The 13079-nt window shown below is 74.2% G+C and carries 11 protein-coding genes; 7 read left to right on the forward strand and 4 right to left on the reverse strand.

Going from position 1 to position 13079, the window contains the following annotated elements:
* Positions 1–19 precede the first annotated feature (19 nt).
* The 4 genes from F1615_RS25255 (at position 20) to F1615_RS25270 (ending at position 5537) form a co-directional block, all read left to right on the forward strand.
* Positions 20–643, forward strand: a complete 624-nt coding sequence (locus F1615_RS25255; protein ID WP_037931281.1) for a GntR family transcriptional regulator — start codon at positions 20–22, stop codon at positions 641–643.
* A gap of 460 nt (positions 644–1103) precedes the next feature.
* Positions 1104–3806, forward strand: coding sequence for a pyruvate dehydrogenase (acetyl-transferring), homodimeric type (gene aceE, locus F1615_RS25260; RefSeq protein WP_149551370.1), 2703 nt, complete (start codon positions 1104–1106; stop codon positions 3804–3806).
* A gap of 60 nt (positions 3807–3866) precedes the next feature.
* Complete coding sequence (locus F1615_RS25265) at positions 3867–4841, forward strand: helix-turn-helix transcriptional regulator (RefSeq protein WP_149551371.1); 975 nt, start codon at positions 3867–3869, stop codon at positions 4839–4841.
* 177 nt (positions 4842–5018) lie between these two features.
* Positions 5019–5537 (forward strand): DUF4240 domain-containing protein, encoded by a 519-nt coding sequence (locus tag F1615_RS25270; RefSeq protein ID WP_149551431.1) that lies wholly within the window; start codon positions 5019–5021, stop codon positions 5535–5537.
* Between the two features lie 28 nt (positions 5538–5565).
* On the opposite strand, the gene F1615_RS35705 is transcribed toward F1615_RS25270, so the two are convergent.
* On the reverse strand, positions 5566–5742 hold the full coding sequence (locus F1615_RS35705; protein WP_167343510.1) for a hypothetical protein: 177 nt from the start codon (positions 5740–5742) through the stop codon (positions 5566–5568).
* Complete coding sequence (locus F1615_RS25275) at positions 5739–6563, reverse strand: peptidoglycan recognition protein family protein (RefSeq protein WP_244328835.1); 825 nt, start codon at positions 6561–6563, stop codon at positions 5739–5741. Before F1615_RS25275 ends, F1615_RS35705 begins: the two co-directional genes overlap by 4 nt.
* Before the next feature lie 294 nt (positions 6564–6857).
* Here F1615_RS25275 and F1615_RS25280 point away from each other — a divergent pair, with 294 nt between their 5' ends.
* Entirely contained in the window at positions 6858–8042 is a 1185-nt protein-coding gene (locus F1615_RS25280) for a MarP family serine protease (RefSeq protein ID WP_149551373.1), read from the forward strand.
* Positions 8043–8057: 15 nt separating this feature from the next.
* Here F1615_RS25280 and F1615_RS25285 read toward each other — a convergent pair whose 3' ends face one another.
* Positions 8058–8549, reverse strand: coding sequence for a GNAT family N-acetyltransferase (locus F1615_RS25285; protein ID WP_149551374.1), 492 nt, complete (start codon positions 8547–8549; stop codon positions 8058–8060).
* Positions 8550–8621: 72 nt separating this feature from the next.
* On the opposite strand from F1615_RS25285, the gene F1615_RS25290 reads away from it, so the two are divergent.
* Together F1615_RS25290 and F1615_RS25295 are read left to right on the forward strand one after the other, a co-directional pair.
* Positions 8622–9524, forward strand: a complete 903-nt coding sequence (locus F1615_RS25290; RefSeq protein ID WP_149551375.1) for a TIGR01777 family oxidoreductase — start codon at positions 8622–8624, stop codon at positions 9522–9524.
* A gap of 232 nt (positions 9525–9756) precedes the next feature.
* Positions 9757–11166: an NAD(P)/FAD-dependent oxidoreductase gene (locus F1615_RS25295; protein ID WP_149551376.1), complete on the forward strand. Its 1410-nt coding sequence runs from the start codon at positions 9757–9759 to the stop codon at positions 11164–11166.
* Between the two features lie 447 nt (positions 11167–11613).
* On the opposite strand, the gene F1615_RS25300 is transcribed toward F1615_RS25295, so the two are convergent.
* The gene (locus tag F1615_RS25300) at positions 11614–13077 is read right to left on the reverse strand and encodes a regulator (protein ID WP_149551377.1); all 1464 of its coding nucleotides are present in this window, start codon (positions 13075–13077) and stop codon (positions 11614–11616) included.
* Positions 13078–13079: the final 2 nt, after the last annotated feature.

Below are 13079 nucleotides of genomic sequence, written 5' to 3' on the forward strand. Positions count from 1 at the left end.
CCCCGCTAAGGAGCCCCTCATGACCGCGCCCGTCGTCCACTCGCTGCGCGAACAGATCCGCGAGCACATCCTGGAAGGGATCATCAGCGGACGCTGGAAGCCGGGCGAGCGGATCGTGGAGCGCCGGATCGCGACGGAGCTGGAGGTCAGCCAGACGCCCGTGCGGGAGGCGCTGCGGGAGCTGGAGTCGCTGCGGCTGATCGAGTCCGCGCCGAACAAGGGCGTGCGGGTGCGGAACCTGACGGCCGCCGACCTCGAGGAGAGCTACCCCGTCCGGGCCGGTCTGGAGGCGATCGCGGCGGAGCTGGCCGCGGACCGGCTGGCGGAGGACTGCTCGGCACTGGAGCCGCACGTCGCCGCGCTGTACGAGGCGGACCGGCTGGCGGACGGGACCGGGCAGGTGCGGCACACGGTGGCGTTCCACCGGGAGCTGGTGCGGGCCGCGGGCAACTCCGTGCTGCTGCACACGTGGGAGGGGCTGGGGATCGAGGTGTTCACCGCGCTGTCGATACGGTGGCTGGGGACGGTCCAGCAGTCCTATGCGGAGGAGCACGAGGAGCTGGTGGCCGCGTTCCGGCGGCGGGATCCGCGGATCGCGGAGCTGGTGAAGGCGCATGTGCTGGGGTGCGCGCCGCGGGCGTGATCGCGGAAGTCCCTCTCGCCCCCGGACCCCCTTCCCTCCCCCACTCTCGGCTTCGCTCGAGCGGGAGGTACCCCCATCGTCCCCGGACGCTTCGCCCCCGGACCCCCTTCGCGCTCACGCGGCGGAGCGGCATGCCGACACAGCCCCGCGCCCCTGAAGGGGCGCGGGGGACTGCGCGATCAGCCACGACGGGCCCGCACTCGCCACACGGCCCGCTACCCCGAGCTCATCCGCGCCCACCCCACCTCACCTGGGCAAACAGCTCGCTTGGGCAGTCACCCGGTGCCACCGCCGGAGGCACCCCGTGCCGACTTTCTCGAGATCGAGAGATTTTGCCGTCCACCCTTTGATCGATCATCGATCAGGGGGTTATTGTCGCCTGCGGGCTTCCACCCGAGCCCTCCGCCCTGTCCTGCCAAAGACACAAGGGCACCCCCCTTCGACTGAGGAAGGCGGCGACATGACCGACCCCAACGCCATCCAGCCGAGCGAGCTCGACCAGCTCCCGGACCGCGACCCCGAGGAGACCGCCGAGTGGCAGGCCTCCCTGGACGCCGTCACCAAGGCGGCCGGGCCGCACCGTGCCGCGTACCTGATGCGCCGCACGCTGGAGCGCGCCGAGGGCGCCGGCATCGCGCTGCCGAAGCTCCTCGAGACCGACTACGTCAACACCATCCCCACCGCCGCCGAGCCCGCCGTGGACGGCGACGAGGCGCTGGAGCAGCGGATCACCGCCTGGAACCGCTGGAACGCGGCCGCCATGGTGACCCGCGGCAGCAAGTACGGCGTCGGCGGCCACATCGCCACCTTCGCCTCCGCGGCCTGGCTGTACGAGACCGGCTTCAACCACTTCTTCCGCGGCAAGGAGGGCGACGGCTCGGGCGACCAGCTCTACATCCAGGGCCACGCCTCCCCCGGCATCTACGCCCGCGCCTTCCTCGACGGCCGGATCGGCGAGGAGCAGCTCGACAACTTCCGCCGTGAGGCGGGCGGCAACGGCCTGCCGTCCTACCCGCACCCGCGCCGGCTGCCCTGGCTGTGGGAGTTCCCCACCGTGTCGATGGGCCTCGGGCCGATCTCCGCGATCTACCAGGCGCGGTTCAACCGCTATCTGACCAGCCGCGGCATCAAGGACGTCTCCGACTCCCACGTGTGGGCGTTCCTCGGCGACGGCGAGATGGACGAGCCCGAGTCGACGACCGCGCTCACCCTCGCCTCCCGCGAGCAGCTGGACAACCTGACCTTCGTCATCAACTGCAACCTGCAGCGCCTCGACGGGCCGGTCCGCGCCAACTTCAAGATCGTGCAGGAGCTGGAGGCCCAGTTCCGCGGCGCCGGCTGGAACGTCGTCAAGACCCTGTGGGGCACCGCGTGGGACGAGCTGTTCCAGCTCGACACCACCGGCGCGCTGGTACGCCGGCTGCGCGAGGTACCGGACGCGCAGGTGCAGACGTACCAGACGCGCGACGCCGCCTACATCCGCGAGGACTTCTTCGGCAAGGACCCGGCGCTCGCCGAGATGGCGAAGCTGCTGAGCGACGACAAGATCCTCGAGTGCTTCCACCTCTCGCGCGGCGGCCACGAGTCCCGCAAGGTCTACGCCGCGTACAAGGCCGCGCTCGCCCACAAGGGCGCGCCGACCGTGATCCTGGCCCAGACGGTCAAGGGCCACACCCTCGGTGAGGGCTTCGCCTCCAAGAACGCCAACCACCAGATGAAGAAGCTGACGGTGGACGAGTTCAAGGCGATGCGCGACCGGCTGGAACTTCCGGTCTCCGACGCGCAGTTCGTCGACGGCGTGGTGCCCTACGTGCACCCGGGCGCCGACTCCCCCGAGGTCCGTTACCTCCAGGAGCGCCGCGCCGCCCTCGGCGGTCCCGCCCCGGCCCGCCGCGTGCACCCGGTCGCGCCGCTGCCGCAGCCCGCCGACAAGGTGTTCGCCGCCTTCGACAAGGGCTCCGGCTCGCAGAACGTGGCCACCACCATGGCGTTCGTCCGCCTGGTCAAGGACCTGGTCCGCGACAAGGAGACCGGTAGGCGCTGGGTGCCGATCGTCCCCGACGAGGCGCGCACCTTCGGCATGGAGAGCCTCTTCCCGTCCCTCGGCATCTACTCGCCGATGGGCCAGACGTACGAGCCGGTCGACCGCGACCAGCTGATGTACTACAAGGAAGCCAAGAACGGCCAGATCTTCAACGAGGGCATCACCGAGGCCGGCGCCATGGCCGAGTTCGTCGCCGCCTCGACGTCGTACTCGACGCACGGCGAGACGATGATCCCGTTCTACATCTACTACTCGATGTTCGGCTGGCAGCGCACCGGCGACCAGATGTGGCAGCTCGGCGACCAGATGGGCCGCGGTTTCCTGGTCGGCGCCACCGCGGGCCGGACGACGCTGACGGGCGAGGGCCTCCAGCACGCCGACGGCCATTCCCCGGTCATCGCGGCGACCAACCCGGCGGCGCTGACGTACGACCCGGCGTTCGCGTACGAGATCGGTGTCATCGTCAAGGAGGGTCTGCGCCGGATGTTCGGCGAGGGCAAGCCGGACGAGGACCAGGACGTCTTCTACTACCTGACGGTCTACAACGAGCCGCTGCCGCAGCCCGCCAAGCCGTCGGGGGCCGGCATCGACGAGGGCATCGTCAAGGGGCTGTACCGGTTCAACACGGCGGAGGACGCGGGCCTGTCCCCGGCGGCGAACGCCCCGCGCATCCAGCTGCTCGGCTCCGGTACGGCCATCCACTGGGCGCTGAAGGCGCAGACGCTGCTCGCCGAGGAGTGGGGCGTGGCCGCCGACGTCTGGTCCGCCACCTCCTGGACCGAGCTGCGCCGCGACGCGATGGAGGCCGACGAGGCCCTGCTGCGCGGCGAGGACCGGGTGCCGTTCGTCCGGCAGGCGCTGCAGGGCGCCGAGGGGCCGGTGCTGGCGGTCTCCGACTACATGCGCCAGGTCCCGGACCAGATCGCGCAGTGGGTCGAGCAGGACTACTCGTCGCTGGGCGCCGACGGCTTCGGTCTGTCGGACACCCGTGACGCGGCCCGCCGCCACTTCGGTGTCGACGCCGAGTCCATCGTCGTCGCGGCCCTGGCCCAGCTCGCCCGGCGCGGTGAGGTCCGGGCGACGTCCGTGAAGGAAGCACGCGAGAAGTACGGCCTGTAAGGCGATCGCGGCAAGAGGCCCCCGCCCCACCCGGCGGGGGCCTCTTGCATGATGGGGCGCATGCGTGCTGCCCGGTTGATCAAGATGGTGCTGCTGCTCCAGTCCCGCCCCTCCATGACCGCCGCCGAGCTGGCCCGGGAGCTGGAGGTGTCGGAGCGCACGGTCACCCGGGACGCTCAGGCGCTGTCGGAGGCCGGGGTGCCGGTGTACGCGGACCGGGGGCGGATCGGCGGCTACCGGCTGGTCGGCGGCTACCGGACGCGGCTGACGGGGCTGGCCCGCGGCGAGGCGGAGGCGCTGTTCCTGTCCGGGGTGCCGGGGGCGCTGCGCGAGATGGGTCTGGAGGACGCCGCCTCGGCGGCCCGGCTGAAGGTGTCGGCGGCCCTGCTGCCCTCCCTCCGGGACGCCTCGCGCACGGCGGCGCAGCGCTTCCACCTGGACGCCCCGAACTGGTTCCGCGAGCCGGCGACGCCCGAGCTGCTGCCGGCGGTCGCGGACGCGGTGTGGGACGACCGGCGGATCACCGCCCGCTACCGGCGCCACGACACCGATGTGGAGCGGGAGCTGGAGCCGTACGGGCTCGTGCTCAAGGCGGGCGTCTGGTACCTGTGCGCGCGGGTGGCCGGGGGCGGGCCCTTCCGGGTGTACCGGATCGACCGGTTCACGGCGGTGGAGACGGGTGGGGAGCGCTTCGAACGGGCGGAGGAGTTCGATCTGCCGGCGTTCTGGGAGGAGCGGGCGGAGCAGTTCGCCCGCTCGCTCCTGCGGGCGGAGGTGGTGGTGCGGCTGTCGGCGCGGGGGGTGCGCCGGCTTCCGCACGCCGTGGATCCGCTGTCCGCGCGGGAGGCGCTGGCCCGGGCGGGCGAGCCCGACGGGAGCGGCTGGGTGACGGTGACCCTGCCGGTGGAGTCCGAGGAGGTCGCCCATGCGCAGCTCACGGCGCTGGGCGCGGAGGTGGAGGTGCTGGGGCCGGCGTCGCTGCGGGAGCGGTTCGCGGCGGAGGCCGTGCGGCTGGCGGAGCTGTACGGGCGGTGAAGGGGGGTGTCCCTGCCGGACCCTGGGCTGTTCGCCCCCGCCGCCCTTTCCCTTCCCGTCCCCGGGGGCTGCGCCTCCTGACCCCCGTTCGCGCCCGCGCGGCGGAGCCGCACACCGGTACGGCCCCGCGCCCCTAGGGTGCGTCCGCGGGGTGCAGGGTCGATGCTTGACCTCGTGATGGACGAGACGGAGTTCTGGGAGCTGGTGGACACCACCCGGGAGGACGCCGAGGGCGACCCCGAGGAGCAGGCCGACCTGCTGGTGGAGCGGCTGGTACGGCTGGACCCGGAGGCCGTGCTGGACTTCGCCCGTCACTTCGAGTCCCGCTACCACCGCGCCTACCGCTGGGACCTGTGGGGCGCGGCCTGGCTGCTGCTGGGCGGGGCGAGCGACGATGCCTTCGACTACTTCCGGTGCTGGCTGATCGGCCAGGGCCGGGAGGTGTTCGAGGGCGCCCTGCACGATCCCGACGCGCTCGCCGACCTGCTGGACGACTTCGACGAGGAGATCGACGGCGACGGCGAGGACCTCGGCTATGCGGCGGACGAGGCGTACGAGCAGCTCACCGGGACGGTGGCACCCGGCCTCGGGCTGCCCCCGGCCCCGGAGGAGCCGGAGGGCACGCCGCTCGACCTCGAGAACGAGGCGCTGCTCGCCGATCGCTATCCGCGGCTCTGGGAGCGGTTCGGGGACTGAGCCGCGGACGGCGCCGCGCACCACGGGTTCACAGACGCCGGTGGGGGCTCGGCGTGTGACGCAGCGGGGCGGCGTTGGCCTGCATGAGGGCGGAGGCGGTGTGGCACGCCGGGCCCAGGACGACGGCCGCGGCGGCGCACAGCGCCGTCCAGGGGCGGCGTACGGCGTCCGCCCAGGTGGTACTTCGCTCAGGGGTGTCGCTCATGGGATCTGCTCTTCGTTCTGTGTGACGTGTCGCTTCAGGGCGTTCTGTGTGTCCTCGCGCGTGTCCTTCCGGGTGGCCTGCTGTGCGGTGTCGCGGCCCTGGATGCGGGCCGCGAGGGTCCTGATGTCCGGGAGGCGGGCCTGCAGGGCGGCGCCCGGGCAGCTGGTCATGTAGCCGTCGCTGTGTCCGGCGATCGCGTGCAGGGTGGCGGTGGTGCCGGCCGCGTAGCGGCTGCCGCCGTTGCTGGAGACCAGCCGCACGTCGGCGCGCGGGTCGGTGCCGGACGTGCCGAGCTTCCAGGCGGACAGCTCGGCGATCGCGTGCAGCATCCTGGGCGGTACGTGGGCCCCCTCGGTGAAGGTGCCGAGGGCGGCGATGCCGGTGGTGCGGTGGTTGAAGCCCTGGGTGTGGGCGCCGGTGACGGGCTGGTCGGTGCCGCCGGCGCGGCCCTCGTAGATCGTGCCGCAGCGGTCGACGACGAAGTTGTAGCCGAGGTCGTCCCAGTCGCGGCCGAGGGTCTGGCCCTCGTACAGGGCCCTGATGATGCCGGGCGCGTCCGCGCAGTCGTAGCCGTTGGGCGAGTCGGTGTGGTGGACGAAGACGGCGACGACCTCGTCGTCGTAGCGCGGGGGCGGCTGCTCGCGGGCGCCGTCGCCCAGCCACACCGAGCGGGGCACGATCGGGGGCCGGGGTGCCTGGAAGGCGGGCGCGTCGCGCGCGGCGGAGGCGGGGCCGGCGGACTCGGCGGCCCGCTCGACGCCGTAGGCGCAGAGCACCAGGGCGACCGCGGCGGCCAGGCCCGGCAGACAGCCCAGCGCGATCGTGGCGGCTCTGGGCAGGCGCGGGGAGCCGGGCCGGCCGGGTATCCGGGGGGAGCGGCGCCCGCGCGCTCCGCGCTGTCGTCTCGGGACACGCATGGTCTCACTGTGAGTCCGACCGGCGGGGTCCGCGATATGTGCTGTGCCACCCGGTGGAACCATCGTCCTGGTCCGTGACGTTTTCCCCAGTGAACGCGCGTGCGGCCGCTTCCCGGCGGCCGCTCGGCGCGTGGCTGATCACCGGGCCCCTCCGCCCCGTATTGATGGGTCGGTGGTCACGAGAGAAAGGCGGCGTGCGTGGACCTGCTCGACATCCTGCTGTTGCTGGTCGTCCTCGCCTACGCGGCGTCCGGTTACCGGCGCGGTCTGCTGGCCGGCTGTGTCTCGCTGGCCGGTTTCGTGGGCGGCGCGGTCGTCGGCGTGTGGATCCTGCCCTGGATCATGGACCTGGTGACGCCGGGGACCACGCGGGCGACGGTGACGGCCGTGTTCACGGTGCTGCTGCCGGCGGTGGTGGGCCACGAGCTGGCGGGGCGGCTGGCGCTCCGGCTGCGCCGGGAGCTGGACCGGGGCCCGCTGAGGGTGGCGGACGGGGTCGGCGGCGCGGCGGCCAACTCGGTGGCGGTGCTGATCGTGGCGTGGGTGGTGGCGAGCGTGCTGGGCGCCTCCTCCTCCCCGCTGGTGACGTCGGCGATCCGGGACTCCCGGCTGCTCGGCGCGGTGCAGGACGCGATGCCGGACACCACCCCGGGCTGGTTCTCGCGGGCCACCTCGGCGCTGACCGAGGCGGGTTTCCCACAGGTCTTCAACCCGTTCGAGAACGAGTCGACCGCGGAGGTCGCCGCCCCCACCGGCGACAGCGTCACCGCGGCCGCCACCCGCGCGGCGCAGCGCAGCACGGTGAAGGTGGAGGGCGTCGCGGGCACCCAGGGCCGCGAGGGCAGCGGATTCGTGTACGCGCGGGAGCGCGTGATGACCAACGCCCACGTGGTGGCGGGCATCGACGAGCCGACCGTGCGCGTGGGCGGGGTCGGGCGGACGTACGAGGCGCGGGTGGTGCTCTTCGACCCGCAGAAGGACGTGGCCGTGCTGTACGTGCCGGATCTGCGGGCGCCGGTACTGGAGTTCGACTCCGACGCCGGGCGCGGCGACTCGGCGGTCGTCGCGGGCTACCCGCAGGACGGCGACCTGAACCTCCAGGCGGCGACGGTCGCCGGCCGGGTGCAGGCCCGGGGGCAGAACATCTACAACGACGCGACGGTCACCCGCGAGATCTACTCGATCCGCTCGACGGTCCGTCCCGGGAACTCCGGCGGCCCGCTGCTGACCACCGACGGCCAGGTGTACGGCGTGGTGTTCGCACGCTCCACCTCGGACGCCGAGACGGGGTACGTGCTGACGGCGGCCGAGGTGGCGGAGGACGCCGAGCGCGCGGCGGACGCGTCGGCGCCGGTGGACACGGGGTCCCTGGTGACCTCGTAGAAGGTGCGGGGCCGGTCAGATCAGCGACTGCCCCATCAGGACGTCGTCGACGTAGGCGCCCCCGACGAAGAACTCCCCCGGCTGCACGCCCTCCACGACGAAGCCCTCGGACTCGTACAGCGTGCGGGCGGCGGTGTTGTGGCCGAGCACGCGCAGGGTGATCCGGCGGGCGCCGCGCTCCCGGGCCTCCGCGACGGCGGCCCGCACCAGGGCCCGGCCCGCACCGAGGCCGCGTGCCTCCTCCGCGACGGCGAGGCCGCGGATCTGCCGGACGTGCGCGTTGGAGGCGAGCTCGGTGGGGAAGCCGAGGCGGACATAGCCCACGAGGCGCCCCTCGTACTCGGCGACCCGGTGGTCCCCCGGGCCGGAACGCTCGCTGAAGAAGGAGTCGTACGGCGGCTGCGGCGGCGGGGTCACGGCGTGCAGGTGGGACCAGGTCTCACGGTCGAGGCGGGCCAGTTCGCCCTCGTCGCCGGGACGGGCGATGCGTATGTACGGCTCGGGCATGAGGGCTACTGTACGACCGGAACGCCGGAGTCCTCCCGTGATTTACGAGCGGTGAGGGGCAGGATGGACGCCATGGAACATGCGCGAATCGCGGTGGCCGGGGCGTCGGGACTCATCGGGGGCGCCCTGGCGCGGTCCCTCGCGGCGGACGGGCACACGGTCGTCCGGCTGGTGCGGCGTGCGCCCTCGGCCGCCGACGAGGTGCGGTGGGACCCGGAGCGGGGCTCCGTGGACGCGGCGGGGCTCGCGGGGTGCGACGCCGTGGTGAATCTGGCGGGAGCCGGCGTCGGCAACCGGCGCTGGACGGACGAGTACAAGGCACGCATCCGGTCCAGCCGGGTGGGGGGCACGGCCACGCTGGCCGAGGCCGTCGCGGGGCTGCCCGAGGACGTGCGGCCCCGGGTCTTCGTCAACGGCAGCGCGATCGGCTACTACGGCGAGACCGGTGAGCGGGAGGTGGACGAGAGCGCGCCGCCCGGCGAGGGTTTCCTGCCGCGGGTGTGTGTGGAGTGGGAGGGCGCCGCCGCGCCGGCGCGGGAGGCGGGCGTGCGGACGGTGTTCGCGCGGACCGGACTGGTGGTGGCCCGCGAGGGCGGGGCGTGGGGCAGGCTGTTCCCGCTGTTCCGGGCCGGCCTGGGCGGGCGGATGGGCGACGGGCGCCAGTACTGGTCGTTCATCGCGCTGCACGACGAGGTCGCGGCGCTGCGCCATCTCCTCGACGCCGAGGGGCTGTCCGGGCCGTTCAACCTGACGGCCCCGCAGCCGCTGACCAACCGTGAGATCACCGAGGCCATGGGCCGCGTGCTGCACCGGCCGACGGTGTTCCCCGTGCCGGCGCCGGTGCTGCGGACGGTGCTCGGCGAGATGGCGGGCGACGTGCTGGGCAGCGCCCGGGTGCTTCCGGCGCGGCTGCTGGAGTCGGGCTTCCGGTTCGCCTTCCCCGGGATCGAGGGGGCGATCAGGGCGGCGCTGTGAGCGCGACCGTGCACATGCCCCCGACATGCACGGAAATGAGCGCTCCCGACTCCCTGTGACCACACCATGCCCATCCGGTGTGCGTATGCGACCGTCGTGCGCCCGTGCACTGTCCATGCGCGACTGACCCGGTGACCGATCACGGCCCTACCCTCAAGCCGAACTCGGGTATCCCTGGGGCCTGTTGAGGGCATGACGTCTCCAGCGCCCGCGCAACCTCGAGGAGGGGCACGTGCTTGAGCCCACGTACCAGGCGGACGTCGTCGTCGTGGGAGCCGGGATCGCCGGACTCTCCGCGGCACGACGACTGACCAGCGCAGGAGTCACCACCGTCGTCCTGGAGGCAGCCCATGAGGTGGGCGGTCGCATGGCGACCGAGAAGGTCGACGGCTTCCGGCTCGACAGGATCGGGCGGTTGCTGTCCACGGCGCATCCGGAACTACGGCTGACGCCGGGTCTCGAAGAACTCGCGCTCCTGCCCTTCGACCCCGGCGTCCTGCTGCACAGCGACGGACGGCACCATCGCGCGGGCGTATCGCCGGGAGCGCGGGGCGCACGAGGGGCGCGCAGCGCGCGGGGCGCACTCCATGCGGTGCGCGCCCTTGCGAGCGCCCCCCGGCCGGGGTCCGGACCCAGGCGGCCGGTGGCCGTGCCCGGACGGCAGGTGTCGGTGCCGCGCGCCCGCAGCGGCGCTCCGCTGGGCACGGCGGTCGACCAGGCCCGGCTGGGGGCCGCGCTGACCAGGCTCGCGGGCACGCCCCTGGAACAGCTGCTGGCCCGGCCCGAACTGCCCGCCGCCGAGGCGCTGGTGGCACGGGGCCTGCCCGCCCGTACGGTCGACGGGTTCCTGCGCCCGCTGCTCGCCGCCCTGCTGTGCGACCCGGACCTCACCACGTCCAGCCGGTGCGCGGACCTGGCGCTGCACGCGTTCGCCGGCGGGCGGCTGTGTCTGCCGGAGGGCGGCGCGGAGGCGCTGCCCCAGCAGCTGGCACGGGCGCTGCCGCCGGGCACGGTGCACACGGGGGTGCGGGTCACCTCCGTGTCCACGACGTCGGTGACCACGGAGCACGGGGAGTTCCGGTGCGGCGCGGTGCTGATCGCGACCGGTGCGCGAGCCGCCGCCGACCTGCTGCCGGGGCTGCGGGTGCCGGACTTCCACCCGGTGACGGTGGTGCACCACACCACCGACGAGGCCCCGGCGACCGGTGCGTCGCTGGTGCTGGACGCCGACCGGGGCGGGCCGGTCTCGCACACGGCGGTCGTCAGCCGGGTCGACCCGTCCCGTGCGCCGGCCGGCCGCACGCTGGTGACGTCGACGGTGCTGGGTGCGCCGGGGCCGGGCGTGGACGCTGCCGTGCGCACGCACCTGGCGCGGCTGTACGGGGTGCCGACCGCGCGCTGGGAGACGCTGGCCGTACGGCACACCGGGGACGCGGTGCCCGCGATGCGGCCGCCGCTCGATCTGCGGCGGCCGGTGCGGTTGCTGGCGGGGCTGTACGTGTGCGGGGACCACCGGGACAGCGGGACGGTCCCGGGTGCCCTCCGCTCGGCGGAGCGGGCCGCGGCCGCGCTGCTCACCGACCTGGGCATGAACCGCCCGCTCCACACGGCGGACCCGGTCCCGACGGCACGGGCGGCGTAGGCCGACCGGCCGGCTGGTGCGGGTCACCCGGCGCGGGGTGCCCGGCGTCGGCGCGGGGTGCCCGGCGTCGGTGCGGGGTGCCCGGCGTTGGTGCGGGCCGGGGGGTGTTCGCGCAGCCCGGCGCCGACGGGGTGCCGTCGCGCCCACCCGTGCCGCCCCAGCGGCACGACTGCCCGCGGAAGCGGTGCGGCGACCCGCGGGAACGACGGGCGCGGCACGACTGCCCGCGGGAGCGACCAGAGCCGGCAGGCGCGTACGGCGCGGAGGGGGTGGGGCGGGGGTGTGCGCCCGCAGCGGCTGGTGCGAGTCGGCGCCCCGCACCTCCACCGGGCAACCCGGTCGCGCCAGTCCGAGGACGGACACCCCCGCCCCGCCCCCGACCCACCCACCGGCCGTAGGCGCCACGCGCACCGACGGCCGGTAGCCGGTGGCCGGTGGCCGCGGGTGTCAGGCGTACGTCGCGGTCCGGTCGCGGTAGGTGCGCACGGGGGCCGCGTCCCGGTAGGGCTCCAGTCTGCGTTCGAAGTCACGGACGTACTCCACCGCCCGGACGGAGCGCATCTCCGCCGCCTGGGCGGCCGCCTCCGCGGCCAGCTGGCAGGCCTGGTCGAGTTCGCCGAGCCCGAGGCGGGCGGTGGCCAGCACCACCCGGCAGAACAGCCGGCTCCGCGCGTACCCGGGCGCCCGCAGCTGCAGCGAGCGCTCCGCGTGCTGCGCTGCGGCCCGGAACTGCTGGAGATCCCGGTGACAGTGCCCGAACTCGTCCGCGAGCTGCGCCTCGTCGAAGGAACGCGCCCAGTACGGCACCTCGTCACCGTGCCGCGCGCCCTCCAGCGCGCGTTCCGCGCGCACCAGCGCCGCCGTGCAGGCCCGCACCTCCCCGAGCACCCCGTGCCCGCGCGCCTCGGCGGCGTGCAGCAGCGCCTGCACGGCGGGCGGCGCGGAGCCCCCCGCCCCCTGCTGGGCGACGCGGGCGAGCTGCACGGCCTCCCGCCCGTGGCCGAGGTAGACGGCCTGCCGGCTCATGGTGACCAGGACGTACGCCCCGTAGGGCCGGTCCCCCGCCGCCTGCGCGAGCCGCAGCGCCTGCACGAAGTAGCGCTGCGCGAGCCCGTGCGCGGCGATGTCGTACGACGTCCACCCCGCCAGCCGGGTCAGATCCGCGGCGGCGGCGAACAGCCGGCGCCCGGTCTGCTCGCCGTACGTGCCCCGCAGCATCGGCTCGCACTCGTGCTCCAGATAGCGCACGAGCGCCTGCCGGGCGTGCCCGCCCCCGTACGCGTCGTCGAGGGTGCGGAACAGCTCACCCACCGAGCGCAGCGCGGCGATGTCGCCGCCGGTGACCCGGTACCCGGGCCCGCGTTCGGCCGCGCCGCGCCGGCGGGCCGCGAGTTCGGACGGCACGGCGGGCCGGGCCGGCGGACGGCCCTGGGCGGGCACCCGCACCGGCGGATCCGCGCGGGCCACCTTGTCGTCGGGCCGTCCGATCAGCCAGTCCCGGCTCGGCACGACCAGCCCCGCCGAGGTGAAGGCGATCTTGCGCAGCTCGGCGTGGCTGCCGGAGTCCTTGCGCCACAGCCCGCCGACGATGTCGACGGCCTCTTCCGGTGTGGCCGCGAACTCCAGACCCGCGTAGACCGGCGCACAGGCGTCCAGGCCCAGGTCCTGCGCGGTCAGGCGGCGCCCGAGGCGCCGGGTGAAGACCTCGGCGATCAGCGCCGGCGTCGTCCCTCTCGGCTGCTGACCGCGCAGCCAGCGCGTCACGGATGTCTTGTCGTATCTAAGGTCGAGCCCGTGTTCGAGACCGAGCTGGTCCACGCGACGGGCGAGTCCCGCGTTGGAGAACCCCGCTTCTGCGATGAGCGCGGCGAGCTGTCGGTTGGGGGTGCGCTGCGCGGGTCGTTCCGTCATCT

Source organism: Streptomyces marokkonensis, assembly GCF_008312835.1.
GTDB lineage: Bacteria > Actinomycetota > Actinomycetes > Streptomycetales > Streptomycetaceae > Streptomyces > Streptomyces marokkonensis_A.

Coding starts and splice junctions, on each gene's coding strand:
- F1615_RS25290 (WP_149551375.1), top strand. CDS start 8,622: ATGGAACATGCGCGAATCGCGGTGGCCGGGGCGTCGGGACTCATCGGG.
- F1615_RS25270 (WP_149551431.1), top strand. CDS start 5,019: ATGGACGAGACGGAGTTCTGGGAGCTGGTGGACACCACCCGGGAGGAC.
- F1615_RS35705 (WP_167343510.1), bottom strand. CDS start 5,742: ATGAGCGACACCCCTGAGCGAAGTACCACCTGGGCGGACGCCGTACGC.
- F1615_RS25255 (WP_037931281.1), top strand. CDS start 20: ATGACCGCGCCCGTCGTCCACTCGCTGCGCGAACAGATCCGCGAGCAC.
- F1615_RS25285 (WP_149551374.1), bottom strand. CDS start 8,549: ATGCCCGAGCCGTACATACGCATCGCCCGTCCCGGCGACGAGGGCGAA.
- F1615_RS25300 (WP_149551377.1), bottom strand. CDS start 13,077: ATGACGGAACGACCCGCGCAGCGCACCCCCAACCGACAGCTCGCCGCG.
- F1615_RS25265 (WP_149551371.1), top strand. CDS start 3,867: ATGCGTGCTGCCCGGTTGATCAAGATGGTGCTGCTGCTCCAGTCCCGC.
- aceE (WP_149551370.1), top strand. CDS start 1,104: ATGACCGACCCCAACGCCATCCAGCCGAGCGAGCTCGACCAGCTCCCG.